Origin of the sequence: Pandoraea aquatica, assembly GCF_902459565.1 — a bacterium.
GTDB lineage: Bacteria > Pseudomonadota > Gammaproteobacteria > Burkholderiales > Burkholderiaceae > Pandoraea > Pandoraea aquatica.
Genome location: NZ_CABPSN010000003.1, coordinates 198355 through 220191, shown reverse-complemented (window position 1 = coordinate 220191; position 21837 = coordinate 198355). Strand labels below are relative to the sequence as shown.

The 21837-nt window shown below is 64.0% G+C and carries 21 protein-coding genes; 12 read left to right on the top strand and 9 right to left on the bottom strand.

Going from position 1 to position 21837, the window contains the following annotated elements; translation table 11 throughout:
- Positions 1–206: 206 nt before the first annotated feature.
- On the top strand, positions 207–1004 hold the full coding sequence (gene trmB / locus PAQ31011_RS11795) for a tRNA (guanosine(46)-N7)-methyltransferase TrmB (protein ID WP_150576023.1): 798 nt from the start codon (positions 207–209) through the stop codon (positions 1002–1004).
- 92 nt (positions 1005–1096) lie between these two features.
- On the opposite strand, the gene PAQ31011_RS11790 is transcribed toward trmB, so the two are convergent.
- The 4 genes from PAQ31011_RS11790 to PAQ31011_RS11775 form a co-directional block, all read right to left on the bottom strand.
- A complete protein-coding gene (locus tag PAQ31011_RS11790) occupies positions 1097–1939 on the bottom strand; it encodes an undecaprenyl-diphosphate phosphatase (RefSeq protein WP_150576022.1) in 843 nt (280 codons plus the stop codon).
- A gap of 81 nt (positions 1940–2020) precedes the next feature.
- Positions 2021–2641 (bottom strand): DUF1439 domain-containing protein, encoded by a 621-nt coding sequence (locus PAQ31011_RS11785; RefSeq protein WP_150576021.1) that lies wholly within the window; start codon positions 2639–2641, stop codon positions 2021–2023.
- Positions 2642–2763: 122 nt separating this feature from the next.
- Complete coding sequence (locus PAQ31011_RS11780) at positions 2764–3027, bottom strand: YkgJ family cysteine cluster protein (protein WP_150576020.1); 264 nt, start codon at positions 3025–3027, stop codon at positions 2764–2766.
- Between the two features lie 47 nt (positions 3028–3074).
- Complete coding sequence (locus PAQ31011_RS11775) at positions 3075–3857, bottom strand: SDR family NAD(P)-dependent oxidoreductase (protein WP_150576019.1); 783 nt, start codon at positions 3855–3857, stop codon at positions 3075–3077.
- Between the two features lie 97 nt (positions 3858–3954).
- Between PAQ31011_RS11775 and PAQ31011_RS11770 the strand changes: the two genes are divergently transcribed.
- From PAQ31011_RS11770 to PAQ31011_RS11755, 4 genes are all read left to right on the top strand, one after another.
- Positions 3955–4647: a TetR/AcrR family transcriptional regulator gene (locus tag PAQ31011_RS11770; protein WP_150576018.1), complete on the top strand. Its 693-nt coding sequence runs from the start codon at positions 3955–3957 to the stop codon at positions 4645–4647.
- A 110-nt stretch (positions 4648–4757) separates the two neighbouring features.
- The gene (locus PAQ31011_RS11765) at positions 4758–5426 is read left to right on the top strand and encodes a protein-L-isoaspartate O-methyltransferase family protein (RefSeq protein WP_150576017.1); all 669 of its coding nucleotides are present in this window, start codon (positions 4758–4760) and stop codon (positions 5424–5426) included.
- Positions 5427–5575: 149 nt separating this feature from the next.
- Entirely contained in the window at positions 5576–5899 is a 324-nt protein-coding gene (locus tag PAQ31011_RS11760) for a rhodanese-like domain-containing protein (RefSeq protein WP_150576016.1), read from the top strand.
- Positions 5900–5908: 9 nt separating this feature from the next.
- The gene (locus PAQ31011_RS11755; protein WP_246179515.1) at positions 5909–7459 is read left to right on the top strand and encodes a TolC family outer membrane protein; all 1551 of its coding nucleotides are present in this window, start codon (positions 5909–5911) and stop codon (positions 7457–7459) included.
- Positions 7460–7576: 117 nt separating this feature from the next.
- On the opposite strand, the gene waaA is transcribed toward PAQ31011_RS11755, so the two are convergent.
- From waaA to PAQ31011_RS11735, 4 genes are all read right to left on the bottom strand, one after another.
- Positions 7577–8884, bottom strand: coding sequence for a lipid IV(A) 3-deoxy-D-manno-octulosonic acid transferase (gene waaA, locus PAQ31011_RS11750; protein ID WP_150576425.1), 1308 nt, complete (start codon positions 8882–8884; stop codon positions 7577–7579).
- Between the two features lie 3 nt (positions 8885–8887).
- Entirely contained in the window at positions 8888–9802 is a 915-nt protein-coding gene (kdoO, locus tag PAQ31011_RS11745; protein ID WP_150576015.1) for a Kdo hydroxylase KdoO, read from the bottom strand.
- A 5-nt stretch (positions 9803–9807) separates the two neighbouring features.
- A complete protein-coding gene (gene waaC, locus PAQ31011_RS11740; protein WP_246179562.1) occupies positions 9808–10779 on the bottom strand; it encodes a lipopolysaccharide heptosyltransferase I in 972 nt (323 codons plus the stop codon).
- A gap of 243 nt (positions 10780–11022) precedes the next feature.
- Positions 11023–12420: a phosphomannomutase/phosphoglucomutase gene (locus PAQ31011_RS11735; RefSeq protein WP_150576013.1), complete on the bottom strand. Its 1398-nt coding sequence runs from the start codon at positions 12418–12420 to the stop codon at positions 11023–11025.
- A gap of 336 nt (positions 12421–12756) precedes the next feature.
- On the opposite strand from PAQ31011_RS11735, the gene PAQ31011_RS11730 reads away from it, so the two are divergent.
- From PAQ31011_RS11730 to PAQ31011_RS11700, 7 genes are all read left to right on the top strand, one after another.
- Entirely contained in the window at positions 12757–13983 is a 1227-nt protein-coding gene (locus PAQ31011_RS11730) for an oligosaccharide flippase family protein (RefSeq protein ID WP_150576012.1), read from the top strand.
- 37 nt (positions 13984–14020) lie between these two features.
- On the top strand, positions 14021–15154 hold the full coding sequence (locus tag PAQ31011_RS11725) for a glycosyltransferase family 4 protein (protein WP_150576011.1): 1134 nt from the start codon (positions 14021–14023) through the stop codon (positions 15152–15154).
- The gene (locus PAQ31011_RS11720) at positions 15151–16329 is read left to right on the top strand and encodes a glycosyltransferase (RefSeq protein ID WP_150576010.1); all 1179 of its coding nucleotides are present in this window, start codon (positions 15151–15153) and stop codon (positions 16327–16329) included. Before PAQ31011_RS11725 ends, PAQ31011_RS11720 begins: the two co-directional genes overlap by 4 nt.
- A 5-nt stretch (positions 16330–16334) precedes the next feature.
- On the top strand, positions 16335–17459 hold the full coding sequence (locus tag PAQ31011_RS11715; RefSeq protein WP_150576009.1) for a glycosyltransferase family 4 protein: 1125 nt from the start codon (positions 16335–16337) through the stop codon (positions 17457–17459).
- A gap of 86 nt (positions 17460–17545) precedes the next feature.
- Entirely contained in the window at positions 17546–18640 is a 1095-nt protein-coding gene (locus PAQ31011_RS11710) for an MraY family glycosyltransferase (RefSeq protein ID WP_150576008.1), read from the top strand.
- Positions 18641–18695: 55 nt separating this feature from the next.
- Entirely contained in the window at positions 18696–19787 is a 1092-nt protein-coding gene (locus tag PAQ31011_RS11705) for an MraY family glycosyltransferase (RefSeq protein WP_150576007.1), read from the top strand.
- A gap of 97 nt (positions 19788–19884) precedes the next feature.
- Positions 19885–20895: a symmetrical bis(5'-nucleosyl)-tetraphosphatase gene (locus tag PAQ31011_RS11700; protein ID WP_150576006.1), complete on the top strand. Its 1011-nt coding sequence runs from the start codon at positions 19885–19887 to the stop codon at positions 20893–20895.
- Positions 20896–21000: 105 nt separating this feature from the next.
- Here PAQ31011_RS11700 and PAQ31011_RS11695 read toward each other — a convergent pair whose 3' ends face one another.
- Entirely contained in the window at positions 21001–21831 is an 831-nt protein-coding gene (locus PAQ31011_RS11695; RefSeq protein ID WP_150576005.1) for a lysophospholipid acyltransferase family protein, read from the bottom strand.
- Positions 21832–21837: the final 6 nt, after the last annotated feature.

Below are 21837 nucleotides of genomic sequence, written 5' to 3'. Positions count from 1 at the left end.
CGCGCTAGTGATGTCAGACAGCATCACGCCGGGACGCGAAGCGTGCGCCAACTTGCCAGCGCACGCGGTTCCGGTGGATAATCGAGCCCGTTCCCGCCGCCAAGGCGCGGGAAAATCCTTTGAAAAATCATCGTGTTGGGCGCTGTACGCACCACCCGCCGAAGTCTCCCTCGACAAGCCGTCGTTCCAGACGGCTTTTTGTTTCCATGACGAACCACGGACAACCGCCGGCCGACGATTCGCTCCCGGCCCACGACGACGCTGAACTCGACGCGTCGCAAACGAATCCTTCGGAAGACGACGACACCTACGTCGGCCCGGACGGCGTCGCGCACCCGCGCCGCATCCGCAGTTTCGTGCGCCGCGCGGGACGCAGCTCGGAAGCGCAGAAGCGCTCCTTCGAAGAACTCGGCCCGAAGTTCATGCTGCCGTATGCGGCGCAAACGCTCGACTGGCCCGCCGCCTTCGATCGCGCCGACGCACCGCGCATTCTGGAAATCGGCTTCGGCATGGGCGACGGCACCGCGCACATCGCGAAGGTTCGTCCGGACGACGATTTCCTCGGCGTGGAAGTGCACGAGCCGGGCGTGGGCGCGCTGCTCAAGCTCATCGGCACGACGCCGCTCTCGAACGTGCGCATCATCCAGCACGACGCTGTGGAAGTCGTCCAGCACATGCTCCCGGAAGGCTCGCTCGACGGCGTGCACGTGTTCTTCCCCGATCCGTGGCACAAGAAGCGTCACCACAAGCGCCGTCTGCTGCAACCGCCGTTCGTGGCGTTGCTCGCCTCGCGTCTGAAGCCGGGCGGTTACCTGCACTGCGCGACGGACTGGCAGGAATATGCCGAGCAGATGCTCGAAGTGCTCGGCGGCGAAGCGTCGCTCGAGAACACGGCGGCCGATTACGCACCGCGTCCGGATTACCGTCCCGTGACGAAGTTCGAGAACCGCGGCCTGCGCCTCGGTCACGGCGTGTGGGATCTGGTCTTCCGCAAGCGCGGCTGAGCGGTATCGACGTCATCGCGTCGGTACTGACGCACAGCAAAAAGGGCACCTTTCGGTGCCCTTTTTTCATGGTGCGGTCAGGTGTGCGACGTTCAGTCCGCCCACACGACCAGCCCGCTGTAGGCCGACACCAGCACCACGATACCGAACACGATGCGGTACCAGGCGAACGCCGTGAAGTCGTGCGACGCAATGTAGCGCAGCAGCCAGCGCACGCAGATGAACGCGCTGATGAAAGCGAACACGAAACCGATGCCGAACAGACCGAAGTCCGCGACTTCCAGCATGGAGCGCGACTTGTACAGTTCGTAAATCGTCGCGCCGAACAGAATCGGGATCGCGAGGAAGAACGAGAACTCGGTCGCCACACGACGCTCCAGCCCGAACATCATGCCGCCGATGATCGTCGCGCCCGAGCGCGAGGTGCCCGGCACCAGCGCGAGGCACTGCGCGAAGCCGACTTTCAGGGCGTCCAGCGTCGACAGCTCGTCGATGGAATTCACACGCGGCAGTTTGCCCGCCTCGACGTTGCGACGGTTATGACGCTCGACCAGTAGAATGATCACGCCGCCGACGATGAACGCGGTCGCCACCACCAGCGGGTTGAACAGCACCGCCTTGATGTGCTTGCCGAACAGCAGCCCGAGCACGATGGCGGGCACGCACGCGACGATCACGTTCACCGCGAAGCGACGCGCCTTCGCATCGCTGCCCAGCCCGAACACGACCTGCGCAATCTTCGCGCGAAACTCCCAGCACACGGCCAGAATCGCGCCGAACTGAATCACGATGTCGAAGATCTTGCCCTTCTCGTCGTTGAAGTCGAGCAGGCTGCCGACCAGAATCAGGTGCCCGGTCGATGAGATCGGCAGAAATTCGGTCAGGCCTTCAACCACACCGAGAATGACGGCTTTGAGCGCCAGCAACAAGTCCATGCAATGAGTTCCTGAGGAGTCGTGGATTAAGAGAGTTTTTGTAGGGTCAGGCGAAGGCGTTCCCGCGGAATCGGTGCAACGTCAGCGCGCGTCGAATTTGACGTTCACGCCGTGCGAAAGCACAGTGATCGCCCCCGGCTGACGCATTGCGCCGCCGATGTTGAGTTGCTCGGGCTTGAACGTGTAGATCGGTGCGCCTTGCAGCAACTGCGTCGCGATCAGTGCCCCGGCCGCGTTCAGCTGACGCGACCAGCGGTCCGGGAGACCGTCGATGGTGAACGTCTCCACTTCCGGGTCGCGCAGCACGACCGACAGCGTGGCCGGATCGTACGCGAGCGCACTGTCGATGGCGAGTGTGCCGGTGAGCGGTGCGCCACCCAGCGGATGCGTCACGGTAGCGTCGACGGAGACCGCCAGACGATTACGCTCGGGCAGCAGCGTCAGACGCGGATGCGTGAGATTCACGTCGAGCACGGCCAGCACGCGACGGTCGAACGGAAACTTGCGTTCGAGCGCACGCTGCAACTGGCTTTCGGAGAAGGTGTAGTCGTTGCCGAACGGCAAGCCTGCGCATGCGGCGAAGCCAGCCGCCAAAGCCGCCGCACCGGTCATCGTCAGCCAGCGACGGCGCGAGACAGTGAACGACGCGGTCGCATCGCACTTCTGAGGAATGGGACGATCTGAATGAGTGCTACCCGGCATTTCGCGTTCCGCTTCAGGGCGCATGAGGCCCGACACGCGCGACTATAGCACTCAGATACGACAGGAATTGAGGTTTGCCCGGCGCTGCCCGCTGGCAGCTCCCCGCTTTCCGTTTGCGATCCTCAGGCAGCCATCGGCGCGGTCATCGCTTCCAGTTCCGACAGCCAGGCGATGGCCTGCGTGCGATTGTCGCCGCACATCTCCACCGAGGGCTGCAACGATCCGCACACGGCCGGACGCTGCGGGCTGCCGAAGATACGGCAGCGGTCTGCGTCGTCCAACTGCACGCAACGCGTGTTCGCCGGTTTGCCGTTGGGCATCCCGGGAATCGGTGTCGAAATGGAGGGCGCGATGCAGCACGCAGCGCAATGAGGTCGGCAATTCATGGGGGCGGATTTTACCCGACCCGCCCTCTCTGCATTGATCTCCGCATTTACCAGGGCAGCGTGCCCGAGAGATCGAAGAAACCACCGGTCACCGGGCCGCGTTCGCCCAGCGCGAGCATCACCACGCTACGCGTGCCGTCGACCAGCCCCAGACGCCCGCGCTTGCCGCTCGCGTCGACTGTCAGATCGGACGGTGCGCCCGGGTCGACCGAGTTCACCGTGATCGACGTCTCGCGCAAGGTGTGCGAGAGCTGCACCGTCAACATGTTCAGCGCGGCTTTCGACGCGTTGAAGCCGATCTGCCGGAAAGCCGCATGCTCCCACGCCGGATCGTTATTCTGCGCGAGCGAGCCCAGGCCGCTCGACACGTTGACGATGCGCGCACCGTCCGAGCGCGACAGCCACGGCAGCATCGCCTGTGTGACGCGCAAGGTGCCGAAGAAGTTGGTCTGGAAGACACGCTCGACGGCCTCGATGGACGCCTTCTCAGGCGTGTCGTCGCGCGGATCGGTCACGCCCGCGTTGTTGACCAGCACGTCGAGCCGTCCGTGATAGCGCCCGATCCGGTAGGCCGCCGCGTGCAGCGTCTCCGAGCGAAGCAGGTCGATCACCAACGTTTCTGCCTGAAAGCCCGCCTTGCGCAGCGGGGCGACGATTTCGTCCCCCTTGGCTTCATCGCGTGCGCCGACCAGCACCGTCATGCCCGCCTCGGCCAACTCACGCGCCACTTCCATTCCGATTCCCCGGGTCGCGCCAGTCACCAGCGCCACTCTTCCCAGATGGCGTTCGGCGTCCTCGCGTACCGTATGTTCGATAGCGTCCCGTTTCATCACTGCTCCCGTCGAATTCCCATTGTTCTGCGCCCGGCCGCACGCAAATTTGTTAGCATCGAGTTTATGAAGAATCCTTCAGATTTTCTATTCGCATATGAAACCGGCCGGTCAACCACCCGCAACGCCCCGTAAATCGCCGCAACAGGCGCGTTCCCGGGTCACCATCGACGCCATTTTCGAAGCCGCGCTTCAGGTTTTGCTGCTCGATGGCGGGCGTCAGCTGACCACCACCCGGGTGGCCGAGCGCGCCGGGGTGTCCGTCGGCACCCTCTATCAGTACTTCCAGAACAAGCAGGTGCTGCTCTACGCGGTGCTCGAGCGTCACATCGACCGGATCGTCGACTCGGTCGAGCAAACGTGTCAGGCGTCGCATGGCAAGCCGCTGGAAACGATGGCGCAGGCGCTGGCGAAGGCTTACGTCGGCGCGAAGATGCGCGATATCGAGGAGGCGCAGGCGCTGTACCGGCTCTCGGAGGATCTGGACGGGCGTGAGGTGTTCGCGGGGGCGTCTGCGCGGATGCACGCGGCCGTCGTCGGCATGCTGAAGACCGCGCACAACGTGCGCTTCGAGGATCCGGAGACGGTCGCCTTCGTCTTTCTGAACTCCATGACGGGGCCGATCAAGGCCATTCTGGAGAACCGTGCGCCGGTGGGTGCCTGCTACGAGACGCTCTCCCGCCAGATCGCCGATCAGATGGCCACGATGTGCGGCGCGTATTTGCAGTGCGTCGCCCAGTCCGGCACCGCGGTCCCTCCCGACCTTTCAATCCCGCCTGAGGCAGCCTAAACGCCCCCTCTTGTGCCGATTTGCGGCAAAAGTTCACACGTCATCATGGCTGCCGTCCGGAACTGGTAAAATGCCGGGTTGTGTTTGCCTACTACCCACGAGTAATCGAAATGAATTACGAACAGGCCCGCTTTAACATGATCGAGCAGCAAATTCGTCCCTGGGACGTGCTCGATCAGGACGTGCTCAAGCTGTTGGAAGTCGTCAAGCGCGAAGATTTCGTGCCGACGGCACTGCGCGACATCGCATTCACCGACGTCGAACTGCCGCTCTCGGGCGCTGCTATCCCGAACAAGAGCCAGCACATGATGTTCCCGCGCGTCGAAGCGCGCATTCTGCAAGCGCTCGCGCCGAAGAAGAACGAGAACGTGCTCGAAATCGGCACGGGCTCGGGCTACATGGCCGCGCTGCTGGCTTACAACGCGCATCACGTGACGACCGTCGAATTCGACGCGAATCTGGCGCAGACGGCTCAGCAAACGCTGCGCGCCAATGGCGTGACCAACGTGGAAGTCGTCAACGCCGACGGCGCGCAGGGCTGGAGCGCTGCCGCACCGTACGACGTGATCTGCATCTCGGGCGCGCTGGCCGAACTGCCGCAAGCGTTCCAGAACCAACTGAAGGTCGGCGGCCGTCTGGCCGCGTTCGTGGGCGGCAGCCCGGTCATGGAAGCCGTGCTCATCACGCGCGTGTCCGAGACCGAGTTCCGTCGCGAAAACCTGTTCGAGACGCAGGTGACCTATCTGGTCGCCCCGCAACCGTCGAGCTTCAAGTTCTAAAGCCCGGCCGCCGGGAAGCGCGTCGCCCGATAGCGGATGGCGCGGCTCCCGGAAGCCGCGAGCGGACCGGTTCCATGTTTGTTCGTTTGGGGACGAACAAACGGCCTGACGAGAACCGGACGCCATCGATTCGACACACGTAGAACATCATGCAAAACATTACACCGGCGCAATTGGCCCAGTGGCTCGCGGACGGGGACCGCAGCCAACCCACGCTCCTCGACGTGCGTGAGGACTGGGAAGTGCAGACCTGCCACATCGCCCAGAGCAAGAACGTGCCGCTCGGCGACGTGCCGTCGCGTCAGGGCGAACTCGATACCGATGCGCCCATCGTGTGCATTTGCCACCACGGCATGCGCAGCGCCCGCGCCGCCATGTTCCTGGAACAACAAGGTTTTACCCAGATGTTCAATCTGGACGGCGGAATCGATGCCTGGGCACGCCAGGTCGATCCGTCGATGCCGACGTACTGAGCCAGGGCCATGCGCCCCCCGAGGTTTGCCGCGCGGCTGCGCGCGGAGAGGCGTGCGTCCGTCCGCCCCACCCGTAACACCCGAAGCATCCTCAACGCCCGCACCACGAGCGTCCTCGCCACTGCGACGATGCTCGCGGCGCTCATTGGGCACTCGGCACCCGCGAGCGCGACCGACCTGCTCCAGCTCTACAGCGAAGCCCAGGGCCGCGACGCGCTCATCGCCAGCGCACGCTCGTCGTACCTCGCGAACATCGAAGCGCTGCCGCAAGCTCGTGCCGCGCTGTTGCCGCAGGTCACGGCGCGCTACGGCGCCGTCAATACGCACTACGGCTCCGGCAACATCTCGAACACTTTCGGCAGTAGCGGCTACAGCCTTGCGCTGACGCAGCCCATCTTCCATTGGGATAGCTGGCAGTCGTACCAGCAGGGCAAGCTGACGGTCGCGAGCGCCGAAGCGGCATTCGCGCAGGCGCAACAGGATCTGATCCTGCGCGTGGCGACGGCCTACTTCGACGTGCTCGCCGCGCAGGACGATCTCGCCCTCGCCGGCACGCACAAGCAGGCCATCGCAGAACAACTCGCGTCGGCCAAACGCAACTTCGAAGTCGGCAACGCGACCATCGTCGACTCGAACGAAGCACAGGCCAGCTTCGATCAGGCCACCGCTCAGGAAATCGCCGCGCAGAACACGCTCGACGTGCGCCGTGCCGCGTTCGCGCGCATCGTCGGCCATCCGGTCGGCTCGCTCGCCACGCTGCGCGCCGGATCGACGCTGCCGTCGCCCGAGCCGAACAACGTCGCCGACTGGGTCACGCAAGCCGAGCAAGCCAACTACGGCGTGCAGTTGCAGTCGCTCACGCTGGAAATCGCGCGACGCGAGACATCGAAGGCGAAGTCGGGCTATATGCCGTCCGTCGATCTCGTGGCGGCCGGTGCGCATTCGAACGTCGGCAACGCCAATAGCTTGCTGTCGTCCGCGATGTCCAGTCCGTCGAGTCAGGGCACGGGGCCGAGTTCGGCCGGACAGATCGGCATTCAGATCAGCATCCCGATCTTCTCGGGTGGCTCGGTGCAGAGCAAGATGCGTCAGACGCTGGCGCTCGAAGACAAGGCGCAGAGCGATCTGGACGACGCGCGACGTCTGGCCGTGCTGAGCGCTCGCACGTCGTACCTTGGCGTGTCGAGCGGACTGGCGCAGGTCAAGGCGCTCGAAGCGGCCGAGCAATCGGCGCAGTCGTCGGTCGCGTCGAACAAGCTCGGCTATCAGGTCGGCATTCGCATCAACGCCGACGTGCTCAACGCCGAAGACAAGCTCTTCACCACACGACGCGATCTCGCCAAGGCGCGCTACAGCACGCTGCTCTCCAGCCTCCAGCTCAAAGCCAGCGCCGCCACGCTTGTCGATACGGACTTGCAGTTGCTCAACGCGTTGCTGACCGAGAATCCGGACGCCTCCGCCGCCATGGCCGGTGCCCGTGAAGCGGCCCCGGCAAACGCAGGTACTGGTCTGCCTGCACGTGGCGTGCGCCCGGGAACGACGGCACCGCTGCGTCGCTGACGTAAGCCCTGAGGTCCACGGCAACGTCGTCGGCATCAAAACAAAAAGCCTCGCATGGCCATTCCGGCATGCGAGGCTTTTTGCTTTCCAACGTCAGCGTTGTGACGTCTTATCGATTCACTCCTGCGGAGCGACGAATCCGGTATCGAGCCAGCGTCCCAACGCGGTGACGGTACGGGCAGTTGCGCCCTGATGCTGCTTCGCGAACAGCAGCGCCGCCGTGCGCATCGCCAGTCTTTTGTCGTCGTTGATCAGCAGGTCGGCCAGCGTCGACGCCAGCTCGCCCGCATCGCTCACCCGCCGCGCCGCGCCCGCCGCGAGTGCGTTTTCGCTGGCCTGCGTGAAGTTGAACATGTGAGGCCCGAACACCACCGGCGTGCCCGCCGCACACGATTCGATCAGATTCTGGCCGCCCAACGGCAGGAGACTGCCACCGATGAACGCGACGTCAACCGCCGAGAAATACGCCGCCATCTCGCCCATCGAATCGCCCAGTACGACGTCGACATCGGCGGGCAACGGTGTGTCGTCGTCCGACCATGCACTGCGACGCACGTAATTCAGGCGAACCTTTTCGAGCATCGCCGCCACTTCGTCGAAACGTTGCGGGTGACGCGGCACCAGCACCAGCAGCGAGCGACGCCCCACGTCGGAGGCAGACGCAAGCATCGCACGCGCCTGAAGCACCTGCGCTTCCTCGCCGTCGCGCGTACTCGCCGCGAGCCACACCTTACGGTCACCGAAGCGCTCGCGCCAACGTGCGCCCAGCGCCAGCAGCGCGGGCGGCGGCGTCATGTCGAACTTGAGGTTGCCCATCACGTCGACGTCACTGGCACCCAGCATGCGCAGACGCTCGGCGTCGGCATCGCTTTGTGCCAGCACGCGACTGAATCCACCGTACACAGGCTTGGCCGCATCGCCGAAGCGCGCTGCGCGACGGAACGAGCGCGCCGACATACGCGCATTGGTCAGCACCAGCGGCACGCCGCCTTCGCGGCACGTGAAAATCAGGTTCGGCCAGACTTCCGTCTCCATCACCATGCCGACGCTCGGCCGCCAGTGCTTCAGGAAGCGCCGGATCGGACCGACCATGTCGTACGGCAGATAGCAACGCACCACGCGATCGCCGAACAGGCTTTCGCCCGTGGCGCGACCTGTCGGTGTCATGTGCGTGAGCAATACGCCGTGGGACGGGTAGCGCTCCAGCAGCGCGTCGATGAGCGGCTGCGCGGCGCGCGTCTCACCGACGGAGACCGCATGCACCCAGATCAGCGGACGGCCGGTGTACGGCGGCGTGCTGTAAAAGCCGAAACGCTCACCGATGTGACGGCGATAACCCGGCTCGAACCGGCCGCGCCACCACAGGCGAACCACCGCCAGCGGTGCGACGATCCACCAGAGCGCGCGATAGACGAGACGCAGCAACATTCAGATCAGCGCGCGATGCGTAAGACGTTGCAACACCGCCAGCGGCGAGCACTCGGGGTGCACCATCGCGTCGGCGGGCAGGAAGAAGGTCTGTTCCATCATGAACTGGCCGGACATCACGGCGTGCGACGTCTGGTCCGAGAAGCAGATCCAGACGCTGCCCGGCGGGAACGGCATGGTTTGCTGATCGGCATCGTGCTGATACCCCATGTCGGCCTTCATGCCATCGTGCAGATGCAACATGATGTGGTCGTAGCCGCTGCGCGGGCGCTTGGTGATGCCCACGGCGTTTTGCAGCCAGGCCGAGCCCGGCCACTGCGTCGGCACCTTCGGCAGGAAGCGCTTCGCGACGTCCTCGAACGGCTCGCCTACGCGCCACACGCGCGACTGACCGGCCGGGTTGATGTTGGTGAACACGCGCAGAATGCGCTCGCCGTAGTTCGGGCGCGACGGGAAGGCGTCGACGTGCAGACGGCTGTCGTCCTTGCGCCACGACGTCTGCCGCGTCTCCACCTGATGCAGTCGCAGGCTCGTCGGTGCTGCGCGCAGCTTGCCGCGATACTCCGGCATCAGGCCGTCGATCAGGCTGCACGCTTGCGTGTAGTAGCGCTTGACCAGCGCGTGCACCGCACGCTGCGTGGCGTCGTCGGCGGCCACGCCCACGAGCGCGCCGGTCTTCGGGTCGAGGCTGATGTTCTTGCGCTTCGGATCGGCGATCTTCGGATCGAGCAACGCCTGTTCGGCGGCGTCGATGGCGAAGGCCAGATGCGGGAAGTACAACACTTTGCCGGCTTCGACGTCGGCGACCAGCGTCTCGCGCGCGACCGGCAACTGACCGCCCTGCCAGTCGCCCGAAGCGACGGTGACGATCTGGCCGCTCTCGCTGGCGTCGTCAGCTTGGGTGTTTTGATTCATGCGATTCAGTCCTCCTCAGACGCAGCGGTACCGTTCGGCACAGCCGCAGGCGACGATGTCAGCGCCGGTGCCAGCGCACGCACGGCGTCGCGCACCTGCGCGAGCGTCGGCTTGTGTTCGGCGTCGCCGAGATTGACGATGCGCGGCGACCAGAACCCGCCGGTGCGCCACGCGGTGCTGAAATTGTATAGCTCGATGGTCGGACGGTTCAGCGCTGCGGCGATATGTACCAGCCCGGTGTCCACGCCCACGGTAATCGCCCCGCGATCGATCAGGCCGACGACCTGCGACAGGTTCATCTTCGGCGGCACCCAGGCATGCTCGCCCAGTGCGGCCGCCAGCCGCATCGACACGTCACGCTCGGCCGCACTGCCCCACGGCAACACGATAAGGAATCCCTGCGATGCGAGATCGCGGCCCAGCGCGACCCAGTCGTCTTCCGGCCAGGTCTTGTCGTCGCGCGAGGTCGCATGCACGAACACGGCATACGGACGATCCGGGCACTGACTGTGATCGGCCCGCTCGGTGGCGATGCCGAAGTCGATCTCGCCCGGCACCTTGAAGCCCATCGCCTCGGCCACCAGCAGACGCGAGCGCGTTACCACGTGCGTGTGCGGCTCGATGCGCACCATGTGCTGATACAGATAGCGCACCGGCCATTCGTAGCTCGCGCCTTCGGTGCGGTTGCCAAGGCCCCAGATCGCGCCGCGTGCGGTGCGCGCAATCCAGCCGGTCTTGACCAGACCCTGCGTGTCGATGACGTAGTCGTAAGGGGTTTCGCGCAACGCGCGGCGAAACGCACCGATTTCCTGCCAGGTGCGTGCCGCGAACGGCTTCTTGCGCCAGCGGCGCAAGGCAAACGGAATGACCCGGCGCACACCGCGCACGAGTTTGACGAGGTCGACGAAGCCCTCTTCCACGACCCAGTCGATCTGGGCGTCGGGATACTGGCGCAGGATGTCCTGCACCACGGGCATGTTATGGACGACGTCGCCGAGCGACGAGACTTTGACGATCAGAACCTGCAACCGAACGCCCCGGCGGTTCGGCCGGGCCTCGTGAGCAAAACCGCGATTTTACCCCGTCCCGGCCCGCCAATCATGATTGACGGCGTCGCTCACCCAACGGCCGCCTTACCGCGTCATTCCGGGTCATCGTCCAACGATGGTCCGGCGACCTTCTGGCGGCCGCGTGGCGTGAGTTCAAACGGCCGTGCAGCCTCAGAACGGCAGCTTTGCGTCGGGCTTGACGGCCAGAATCGCGCGGCGGAAGTCGTCCTGAATACGCTGGATGGCGGCGTCGCTGTCGGCTTCGAAACGCAGCACCACGACCGGCGTGGTGTTCGACGAACGGGCCAGACCGAAACCGTCCGGGTACTCGACGCGAATGCCGTCGATCTTGACGATGTCCTGCGCGCCGTCGAACTTGGCGGTCTCGCGCAGCTTGTCGATCAACGCGAAGTTCTCGCCCTCGGCCAGCGGAATTTGCAGCTCCGGCGTCGAGATCGAGTTGGGCAACGCGTTGAGCACAGCGCTCGGGTCGGCCGTCTTCGAGAGGATTTCGAGCAGACGCGCGCCCGTGTACAGACCGTCGTCGAAACCGTACCAGCGATCCTTGAAGAACACGTGACCGCTCATCTCACCGGCGAGCGGTGCGCCCGTTTCCTTGAGCTTGGCCTTGACCAGCGAGTGGCCCGTCTTCCACATCAGCGGCTCGCCGCCGTGCTTGCGCACCCAGCTCGCGAGATTACGCGTGCACTTCACGTCGTAAATGATCTTCTCGCCCGGATTGCGGCTCAGCACTTCGGCGGCGAAGAGCATCAGTTGACGGTCCGGATAGATGATCTGGCCGTCCTTGGTCACCACGCCGAGGCGGTCGCCGTCGCCGTCGAATGCCAGACCGATTTCGGCATCGGTCGTTTGCAGGGTGTGGATCAGGTCCTGAAGGTTTTCAGGATGCGCCGGGTCCGGGTGATGGTTCGGGAACGTGCCGTCGACGTCGCAGAACAGTTCGATGACGTCGCAACCGAGCGCCTGGAAGAGCGCCGGGGCGTACGCACCCGCCACGCCGTTGCCGCAGTCCACTGCGATCTTCATCGGACGCGCCAGATGCACGTCGTTGACGATGCGGGCGCGATACGACTCACCGATCTCGTCGGCGGTGTAGGTGCCCTGACCCGTTTCGAAGTCCTGCGCCTCGATCAGCTTGGCGAGGCCCTGAATCGCGTCGCCGTAGATGGCGCGCCCGCGCAGCACCATCTTGAAACCGTTGTAGTCCGGCGGGTTGTGGCTGCCCGTGACCATGATGCCGGAGTCGACGACGCGGCCGTGCAGCGTCACGTTCGTGGCGAAGTACACCATCGGGGTGACGACGACGCCGATATCGACCACATCGACGCCGGCGGCGCGCAGGCCGTCGGACAGTGCGCCGACCAGCTCGGGGCCGGACAGACGGCCGTCACGGCCGACGACGACCGCGTTGCCACCTTCGCGACGCAGCGCCGTGCCGAAAGCGCGTCCGATCAGGTGCGCGACGTTGGCATCCAGTGTCTTGCCGACGATGCCGCGAATGTCGTAAGCCTTGAAAATCGCAGGCGAAACTTGCGTGGTTTGCGTCATGGGAAAGAGTCTCTCGGAAACGAGGGGGAGAAAGCGGAGCCGTCGGCGAAAGTCGCCGGCAAGAGCTCGAAACGAGCCATCAAGGCCGCTAGCATCACAAACGCAAATCCCGGCGGGAAGCCCGGCCGGGAGCGGCTGCATTACGCTAAAATTATACGGGACTTCGCCGCACTGCGGCATTTCCCCAAACCCTTGTCAGCCAGCGCCTACTTTCGCCCTACCGGCCGTAGCCGCGCCGGCCGGCAAGCGCCGACAGTCCCAGTTTCGGTTCACCGCACCGGCCTCACAAGGCCGGTTTTGCTTATCTCGAGAACGAGTGAGACGCGCGAGCGCCCCATGCCCTACCGAACCTATCGGACCATCTTTCGCAACATCCTCTGGATGCTCACCGAGCGCGGCGCACAGATCGCCGGGGGCATTGCCGTCTCCGGCCTGCTCGCCCGCAGTCTCGGCGCGGCCCAGTTCGGCCTGTTTCAGTACGCGCAATCACTCGTGTTTCTCGCCGCGTCGCTGACATTGTTATGTGGCAGCGAAGTCGTGGTGCCCCGGCTGGTCGGCAAGCCGGAAGACGAGCAACGAACGGTCATTGCGCATGCGTTCGTGCTGCGGCTGGCGGCGGCGGCCGTCGCCTATACGATCCTCACGATCTACGTCGTCGGCTTTGCGGAGTCCGATCTCGTCGTGGTGGCGCTCTGGCTCGGTGTGGCGCTGTGGTTCCGTGAGCCGTCGGGCATCGTGATCGCCTGGCTGCAAGCCCGCACGTTCAACCGGCCCAGTGTGACGGCCAACCTCTGCGCGTTGTTCGTGAAGCTCGCGCTGGTCGCGGTGCTGTTCGTCACCCATGCGAACGTGGCGGCTTTCGCGGTCGTCTACGCCGTCGAAGCCGTCGTGGCGGCGGCGCTGCTCGTGCGCTACTACCTGCGGCATTCTCCGAAGACGCCGGTCGTCTGGCGTCGCCGTCTGCTGATCGACCTGCTGGCAAGCGGCTCAACCTTCTGGGGCGGGCTGATGCTGATGATGCTGTTCAAGCGAATCGACCAGCTCGTGCTCAAGCCGATCATTCCGCTCTCGGAACTGGGAGCCTACGCGGCCGCCATGCAGGTCACGGAGAACTTTGTGCTGGTCGCACCGATCATTGCAAACTCGCTTGCGCCCCAATTGATTTTTCAGACGATGGACAACCTGACGGCGCGACGCAACACGGTGCGCGCCGTCTGGCTGATGGTCGCCGCCGGTGCCAGCCTGGCGATACCCATCGCCGTGCTCGCGCCGTGGATCGTGCATCTGATTTACGGGGCGGGATTCGCGGAATCAGCGCAGATCCTGCGCGTCTCCGCGCTCATGGGGATTCTCGTGTTCGCAGACGCCGCCCTGAACCTCACGCTCGTGCGTCGCGGTGCCGGTCGCTGGGTGATTGCGAAATGGCTGTGTGCGGCCGTCGTGGCGTTCGTCGTCGTGCGAAGTCTGGCCCCCCAACTCGGCGCGCTGGCCGGGGCACTGGGTTATGGCGCGGGTTACGCTGCGGCGCTGGTGCTCGGCGTGTGGCTGCTTCGGCGGGATTGAGACGATGACGACTTCCGGCTCAAATGCGACGAATGCCATGAAACTTCCGCCCGGCGCACGCACGATCTGTCTGTTCACCGGCACGCTCGCCGCGTTTGCCGGCGCCGAGCGCGCGACCGCAACGCTGGCCAACGCTCTCGCCGCACGCGGGCATCGCGTTCACGTGCTGTCGCTGTGGGGCCACACGCCCGTCTTCCCGCTCGCGCCCGGTGTCGCGCATCACGCGCTGTTCGCCGCGCGCGTTGCGTTCAAACGCCACTATCCGAGTATCGTGCGACAGGTGCGGCGCTACGTGCGCACGCACAGTATCGACGTGATGATCGACGTCGATCCGATGCTCGCGCTCTACACCGTGCCCGCCACGCTCGGCCTGCCCGTGCGGCGCATTGCCTGGGAGCACAGCACCTATGCGAGCGACCTCGGCCGTCGCGCACGTCGATGGGCACGGGCGCTGGCCGCACGTCGATACGATGCGGTCGTCGTGTTGACCGACGCCGACCGCAACGCCTGGCGGACCCATCATCCCGACGCACGCGCGCAATTCGTCACGCTGCCCAATCCGCTCGGCATAGCGATGCCCGACTCGCCTCCGGCGCACGGCGACGAGCGCTGCATCCTTGCCGTCGGCCGTCTTGTCCCCGAAAAGGGCTTCGACCGGCTGATCGACGCGTGGACACGCATCGCCGCCTACGCGCCGGGCTGGCAGGTGCATATCGTCGGCGATGGCGAATTGCGTGACGATCTGCTCGCGCAGGCGCGCGACGCTGGCGTTGGCGATACCGTCCGGTTGCTGCCTGCCGTCGCCGACATCGCGCAGCACTATGCGCGCGCGTCGATTTATTGCCTGCCGTCGCGACGCGAGAGCTTCGGTCTGGTGCTCCTCGAAGCCAAAGCGTATGCGTTGCCGGTCGTCGCGTTCGCGGCCGATGCCGGACCGCGCGCCCTGCTGCATGACGGCGTCGACAGTCTGGTTGTGGACGACGGCGATATTCCGGCATTGGCCAGTGCACTCCGGCGACTGATCGACGACGCCGCACTGCGCCGTCTGTTCGGACTCGCGGGTTACACGCACGCGCAAGACTTCCGCACGGATGCCATTGCCGAGCGCTGGGAAACGCTCTGGGCGGACGATGTGCATGGCCATATCCCCGCCACGGAGGCCACGCGATGAAGATCGTTCTGTTCGTGACGGGGCTACAACTCGGCGGCGCGGAAACGCAGGTGGCCGATCTCGCGCGGGGGTTTCTCGCGCGTGGCCACGACGTCACGCTCATCTCGCTGACCGGGCCGTGCGCCATTGCGCTGCCGACGTCGCCGCAATTCACGCTCGTCGAACTGAAGGCGGGCAAGTCGCCGGGATCGCTGATCGGGGCGTTGTTCCGGTTTGCGGCGTATCTGCGGGCGTGGCGGCCGGATGTCGTGCATGCGCATATGGTCCACGCCAACCTGATGGCACGCGTTGCGCGCTGGTTCGCGCCCGTGTCAGTGTTGGTGACGAGCGCACATAGCCGCAACGAAGGCGGCCGCGCACGCATGCTCGCGTATCGCCTGACCGACCGGTGGACGGATCTGACGACCAACGTGAGCGACGACGCTGTCGCCGAGTTCGTTGCGCAACGAGCCGCGCCCGCCACGCGTATCGTCAGCATGCCCAACGGCATCGACACCGGACGCTACCGTCCGGACGCTCAGGCCCGCGCCGCGTGGCGCAATGCGTCCAACGCATTGCCTGATGTGTTGCCGGATGCAGACGCCCCCATCGTCTTCGCCGCCGGACGGATGGTCGAAGCGAAGGACTATCCAACGCTGATCGACGCATTTGCGCACGTCGCAAATGCCATGCCTGAAGCGCGACTGTTCATCGCGGGTGAAGGACCGTTGCGCACGTCTGTGCAGGCCCGCGTGGACGCCCGTGGCCTCGCGCACGCCGTAACATTGCTCGGCCGTCGCAACGACATCGCGCAATGGATGCAGGCCGCCGACGTGTACGTCATGTCGTCCGCATGGGAGGGGCTGCCGCTCGTGGTCGGCGAAGCGATGGCAAGCGGTCTGCCCGTCGTGTCGACGGACTGCGGCGGGGTTCGCGAACTGCTGGGTGATGCCGGACAAGCTGCCGAACACGATGGCCCACACGGTGGTGCGCACAACGCGCTGGTGCCCGTCGGCGATGCGCAAGCCCTCGGCGACGCCCTGCTTCGCCAGCTACGCGCCGGCCCCGAAGCACGTCGGGCCCTCGGCACGGCCAACCGCGAGCGCATTGTCACGCACTTCTCGCTCGACGCCATCGTGACGCGATGGCTCGACACATACGTTCGCCTGGCCACGCAGCGCCACACCTCTCACTGAACACCATGCAAGCACCTGTTCTCTTTTGCTCGAATTCCTTCTGGTCGATCCACAACTTTCGTGGCGGCCCCATTCGAGCCTTGCTCGTGGACGGACACCCTGTGCATGTGGTCGCCCCCGACGACGACTACGCTCCTCTGCTGCGCGACATGGGCTGCCACGTTCACGTTATGCCGATGGCGTCCAAAGGTCAGAATCCGCTGCAGGACATTGCACTGACGCTGAATCTGTATCGGCTTTACCGCCGCGTTCGCCCCGCCGTCTGCTTCCACTACACCATCAAGCCCAACATTTACGGTGCGGTGGCCGCGCACTGGGCCGGCATTGCCTCCGTGTCGATCACCACCGGCATGGGCACTGTTTTCATCAATAAATCTCTGCTTACACACATTGTTCGGCTGCTCTACAAGTACGCCTTCCGACATACCCGCGAAAACTGGCTGCTTAATGACGAGGATTTCAAAGCGATGGTCGGCGGCGGGCTCGTCGATATGCGCAAAGCACGGCTGCTACCAGGAGAAGGCGTCAATCTTGACCACTTCGCGCTGTCACCGTGGCCTGACGATGACGGCACGTTCCGATTTTTGCTGATCGCACGACTGCTGCGCGACAAGGGGGTACTGGAGTTCGTGGAGGCGGCGCGGGCGATCAAAGCGTCGATGCCGCACGTGCGCTTCCAGTTGCTGGGGCCGGCCGACGTCGAAAACCCGACGGCAATCTCACGCGAACAGGTGGCCCGGTGGGAGGACGAGGGACTTGTCGAATATCTGGGCGTCACGCAGGAAGTCCGCCCGTTCATCGCACAGGCCCATTGCGTCGTGCTCCCGTCGTATCGGGAAGGCCTATCCCGGACGCTGCTCGAAGCCGGTGCCATGGGACGCCCGGTTATCACAACGGACGTTCAGGGGTGCCGCGAGGTTGTGACCGAGGGCGTAAGCGGGTGGGTGGTGCCGGCACAGGACGCGACAGCGCTGGCAACACGAATGTCGCATGTAGCCAACATGACGGCATGTGATCTTGCGGCTGTCGGTAGGGCCGGGCGTGCTAAAGTAGCGCAAAATTTCGACGAGCGATTGGTGATCGCCGAGTATTTCCGAATACTTGGCGAAATCAGCGGGGGCCTCCACTAAATCCCACACCAGTCTTAAAGACTGGTTTGGCACGAGAGCGCCAATCGCTTATAAAAACTAAGTAACGCGGTTAACTTGTCCGTACTATGCTGAACCTGACATTGGCATTGGTAGTTTCATTTGTCACCACGCTGCTGATTGTGCGGTATGCCCATGTGCACGCCCATTTTTCCAGCGACAGTGATACTCAAGGGGTTCAGAAGGTTCATGCGCACCCGGTGCCGCGCATCGGTGGCCTGGGCATTATGCTCGGCCTGATCGCAGCCGGAACATTCGCAACGTTTAAATATCCCGGTCGACTCGAAGAAATTCTCCTGCTTGCAGTCAGCGCCGCGCCGGTATTTCTTGGCGGATTCATCGAAGACATCACGAAGCGCGTGTCGCCGCGTACCCGGCTTATCTGTGCAATGGCTTCTGCGCTGATCGCCTATTGGTTGCTCGGGATTCACATCAACCGTATTGACATTGCCCCGCTCGATAGCCTGCTCGCGTTCCCGGTGATTTCGGTGATTCTCACCGTCATTTGCACCGCAGCCATGACCAATGCGGTCAATATCATCGATGGCTTTAATGGCCTAGCCGCAATGGTTAGTATCTTCATGTTCGTTTCGCTTGGTTATGTGGCGTTCCAGGTGGGCGACAACATCGTCCTTTCTGCATCGTTGATCATGACGGGTGCCGTCTTCGGATTCTTCATCCTTAACTATCCAAACGGCTTGATTTTTCTTGGTGATGGCGGAGCCTATTTCATCGGCTTTATGCTCGCGGAACTCGCTATTTTGCTTGTGATGCGGAACCCGATGGTGTCGCCGTGGTACCCGGCGCTCATGCTGATTTACCCCATTTTCGAAGTTTGTTTCTCGATCTACCGACGTCGCTTCGTGCGCGGAGTATCCCCCAGCATGCCGGACGGTGTTCACCTGCACATGCTCATTTACAAACGCGTGCTGCGTTGGGCGGTGGGATCGAAAGTCGCAGCGCAATTGGCGCGCCGCAACTCCATGACGTCGCCATATCTTTGGGTGCTGTGCCTGTCTGCCGTGCTTCCCGCAACGATTTTCTGGCGCCAGAGCGGTGTGCTTGCCATCTGCTGTCTGGTATTCATCGTTGGCTATGTTTGGCTTTACCAACGGATTGTTCGGTTCCGCTCACCCCGCTGGATGATCTTCAGAAAGAAGTAAGTTGTTTTCCGAATTCTTTTCTCGTTAGCCAGGCTTCCGGCTATCGCCCCGCATCATGCTGAGTCTTGCCATCGCCCTCGTCGTGTCGTTTGTCGCGACGCTGCTGATCGTCCGTTACGCGCACGTTCACTCCCGCTTCTCCGGCGATAGCGATGTCGCCGGCGTGCAGAAGTTTCACGTGCGTCCGGTGCCGCGCATCGGCGGTGTCGGCATTCTCGCCGGCCTGCTCGTCGCAGCCACGGCGCTCAGCTTCTCCTATCCCAAGGTGTCGCGCGACATTCTGCTGCTCGTCGCCTGCGGTCTGCCTGCGTTCCTGTCCGGCTTCATCGAAGATCTGACCAAGAAGGTCTCGCCGACGGTGCGTCTCGTCTGCACGATGTTCGCGGCGCTGCTCGCGTGGCTCGTGCTCGACATTCACATCACCCGCGTCGACATCGGCGTGGTCGACCGCGCCTTGATCGTAGCCGCCGTGTCGGTGCCGCTCACCGTGCTGTGCGTGGCGGGCATGGCGAATGCCGTAAACATCATCGATGGCTTCAACGGACTCGCCGCCATGGTCGCGATGATCATGTTCGCGTCGCTCGGGTATGTCGGGTTTCAGGTGCAGGACCCCATCGTGCTCACCACGTCGATGATCATGGTCGGTGCCATCCTGGGCTTCTTCATCTTTAACTTCCCCGGCGGACTGATTTTTCTGGGAGATGGCGGGGCCTATTTCCTCGGCTTCATGCTGGCCGAGATTGCCGTGCTGCTGGTCATGCGCAACCCGCAGGTCTCGCCGTGGTATCCCGCGCTGATGGTGATCTACCCGGCGTTCGAGGTGTGCTTCTCGATCTATCGCAAGCGCTTCGTTCGCGGCATGTCGCCCGGCATTCCCGACGGCGTCCATCTGCACATGCTGGTCTACAAACGGCTGATGCGCTGGGCTGCCGGGGCGCGCACCGCGAGCGCGCTCACGCAGCGCAATTCCTTGACCTCTCCGTACCTTTGGCTGCTATGCTTGCTGGCAGTGATCCCGGCGACGGTCTTCTGGCGGCATAGCGTGGTGCTCGCACTGTGCTGCGTCGCCTTCATGGTGACGTACGTGTGGCTCTACCTGAGCATCGTCCGCTTCAAAGTACCGCGCTGGCTGATCTACAAGAAATGAATGACCACGGGGGGCGACGCACCTGACAAGGTGCGCGGCCGCGGCACACGGAAACCCCCTGATCGGGACAACAAGACAAGACAGCGCCACCATTGCGATGCGTGACATCTATGCCATCGGCGACCTCCAAGGTTGCCAAACGTCGTTTGAACAACTGCTCGAGCGCCTCCCCCAGGACGCGGATCTCTGGCTTGCCGGCGATCTGATCAATCGCGGGCCGCGCTCGCTCGATACGCTGCGTCAGGTCATTGCACTGGGTGATCGCGTCACCGCCGTGCTCGGCAATCACGATCTGCATTTGCTGGCCGTGGCCGCCGGTGTGCGTCAGGCGCACGGCAGCGACACCCTCGACGATATTCTCAACGCACCCGACCGCGACGCGCTCATCGACTGGGTGCGTCGTCAGCCGCTGGCGCATCTCGCCCACGGGCATCTGATGGTGCACGCCGGTGTGCTGCCGCAATGGGACGCCGAACAGGTCGTCTCGCTCGCGCGCGATGTCGAGACGCAACTGCGCAGCAACGACTGGAAGGCATTCCTCTCGCGCATGTTCGGCAATCAGCCCGACCAGTGGCAGCCGGACCTGAGCGACGAAGACCGCCGACGTCTCACGATCAACGCGCTCACGCGCATGCGCTTTTGCTCGGCCGACGGACGGATCGACTTCAAGATCAAAGAAGGTGCCGATGCCTCGACCGAAACGCTCAAGCCGTGGTTCGATGCGCCGGGCCGCCGCACGGCAGACGTCACGATGGTCTTCGGGCACTGGTCGGCGCTCGGGCTGGTCATGCGGGACAACGTGCTCGGTCTGGACACAGGCTGCGTCTGGGGCGGCAAGCTCACGGCAGTGAAACTCGCCGACTCACCCGCCGGACGCGAACTGATTCAGATCGACTGCCCGCAGATCCGCGACCCGCTTGCCTTCGCCGACAAGAAGCGCAACAAGATGAAAACGGCCGACAAGGCCGAGGACGCGCTGAAGGCCGCGAAAGCCGAAAAGCTCGACAAGTTCGGTAAGGTCGAGAAGGCCGCGCGCAAGCTGGAAAAGGCTGCGAAGGCGGACAAAGCCGACAAGTCTGACAAGGGGACGAAGCGCAAAGGCGAGTGATCGACGCAGTGGGTCACGGCGAATGTCCGTCACGTCCAACACGTCCCCGAGCATCGAACGAAAACGGCGCCCCGCAGGCGCCGTTTTTCATTTCGTTGTGCCGACTCAGACCTGAACTGCCTGCACGGCGTCGCTCTCGTCGTCACCCAATCCCGACGCACGCGAGCCGACCAAACCACTCTCCGGCAACACGGCTTCGGGCAGGAAGCCCTGCAATGCCGCACCCACGGCCTGCTGCGCGCCCAACGTGAATTCGCGACGATGCTCGCCGTCCTGCGGATACTGCGGTGCACCGATCGACAGACGCACCGTCATCGGCGGCGCGCGCAAAATCATGTCGATGGATTCGATCAGGCTCGTCTCGCCGATATAGGCCGGGGCGATTGTGTGGCGTCCGCTCGCCGCGTCCGTATAGAACAGACACAACGGCTGGACCGGCTTGCCCGTCGTGACCGGTGCCTGCAACAAATTCGCATGGAACGGTAGCAGACTGCGGCCATCCGTCGTCGTGCCCTCAGGGAAGACGGTGATGATGTCGCCGTCCTTCAGGCAATCGGCCAGGTAATGCATGATGCGACGCGCATCGGCACGCCGCTCGCGTTGCAGGAAGATCGTGCGCGTCTGCACGCACAACCAGCCGACGAGCGGCCAGTGACGAATCTCCGCCTTGGCGACGAAACGCACCGGTTGCCACGCATTGAGGGCAAAAATGTCGATCCACGACACGTGATTGCACAACAGCATCACGCCCCCTTCCGGCACCGGCGCGTGCTGCTCCACCTCCAGGCGCATGCCGCACAGCTTCAGCAGCTTCTGCGACCACGCACGGATGCGGCGATCCTTCTGCGGCTGCGACAGAAACGGAAACAACGTCGCCGCAGTCAACATGCCGCGCGCGAGATGCAGGCCAAGACGAAGTTTTTTGATCAACAGCACGGCAAT

What these genes read in the sequence shown, in the direction of transcription:
- PAQ31011_RS11775 (WP_150576019.1), bottom strand. Translation starts at nt 3,857, where the DNA reads ATGAAACGGGACGCTATCGAACATACGGTACGCGAGGACGCCGAACGC.
- PAQ31011_RS11710 (WP_150576008.1), top strand. Translation starts at nt 17,546, where the DNA reads ATGCTGAACCTGACATTGGCATTGGTAGTTTCATTTGTCACCACGCTG.
- PAQ31011_RS11730 (WP_150576012.1), top strand. Translation starts at nt 12,757, where the DNA reads ATGCCCTACCGAACCTATCGGACCATCTTTCGCAACATCCTCTGGATG.
- PAQ31011_RS11780 (WP_150576020.1), bottom strand. Translation starts at nt 3,027, where the DNA reads ATGAATTGCCGACCTCATTGCGCTGCGTGCTGCATCGCGCCCTCCATT.
- PAQ31011_RS11760 (WP_150576016.1), top strand. Translation starts at nt 5,576, where the DNA reads ATGCAAAACATTACACCGGCGCAATTGGCCCAGTGGCTCGCGGACGGG.
- PAQ31011_RS11735 (WP_150576013.1), bottom strand. Translation starts at nt 12,420, where the DNA reads ATGACGCAAACCACGCAAGTTTCGCCTGCGATTTTCAAGGCTTACGAC.
- PAQ31011_RS11770 (WP_150576018.1), top strand. Translation starts at nt 3,955, where the DNA reads ATGAAACCGGCCGGTCAACCACCCGCAACGCCCCGTAAATCGCCGCAA.
- trmB (WP_150576023.1), top strand. Translation starts at nt 207, where the DNA reads ATGACGAACCACGGACAACCGCCGGCCGACGATTCGCTCCCGGCCCAC.
- PAQ31011_RS11720 (WP_150576010.1), top strand. Translation starts at nt 15,151, where the DNA reads ATGAAGATCGTTCTGTTCGTGACGGGGCTACAACTCGGCGGCGCGGAA.
- PAQ31011_RS11725 (WP_150576011.1), top strand. Translation starts at nt 14,021, where the DNA reads ATGAAACTTCCGCCCGGCGCACGCACGATCTGTCTGTTCACCGGCACG.
- PAQ31011_RS11705 (WP_150576007.1), top strand. Translation starts at nt 18,696, where the DNA reads ATGCTGAGTCTTGCCATCGCCCTCGTCGTGTCGTTTGTCGCGACGCTG.
- PAQ31011_RS11755 (WP_246179515.1), top strand. Translation starts at nt 5,909, where the DNA reads ATGCGCCCCCCGAGGTTTGCCGCGCGGCTGCGCGCGGAGAGGCGTGCG.
- waaC (WP_246179562.1), bottom strand. Translation starts at nt 10,779, where the DNA reads ATGCCCGTGGTGCAGGACATCCTGCGCCAGTATCCCGACGCCCAGATC.
- kdoO (WP_150576015.1), bottom strand. Translation starts at nt 9,802, where the DNA reads ATGAATCAAAACACCCAAGCTGACGACGCCAGCGAGAGCGGCCAGATC.
- PAQ31011_RS11785 (WP_150576021.1), bottom strand. Translation starts at nt 2,641, where the DNA reads ATGCCGGGTAGCACTCATTCAGATCGTCCCATTCCTCAGAAGTGCGAT.
- PAQ31011_RS11765 (WP_150576017.1), top strand. Translation starts at nt 4,758, where the DNA reads ATGAATTACGAACAGGCCCGCTTTAACATGATCGAGCAGCAAATTCGT.
- PAQ31011_RS11700 (WP_150576006.1), top strand. Translation starts at nt 19,885, where the DNA reads ATGCGTGACATCTATGCCATCGGCGACCTCCAAGGTTGCCAAACGTCG.
- PAQ31011_RS11790 (WP_150576022.1), bottom strand. Translation starts at nt 1,939, where the DNA reads ATGGACTTGTTGCTGGCGCTCAAAGCCGTCATTCTCGGTGTGGTTGAA.
- PAQ31011_RS11715 (WP_150576009.1), top strand. Translation starts at nt 16,335, where the DNA reads ATGCAAGCACCTGTTCTCTTTTGCTCGAATTCCTTCTGGTCGATCCAC.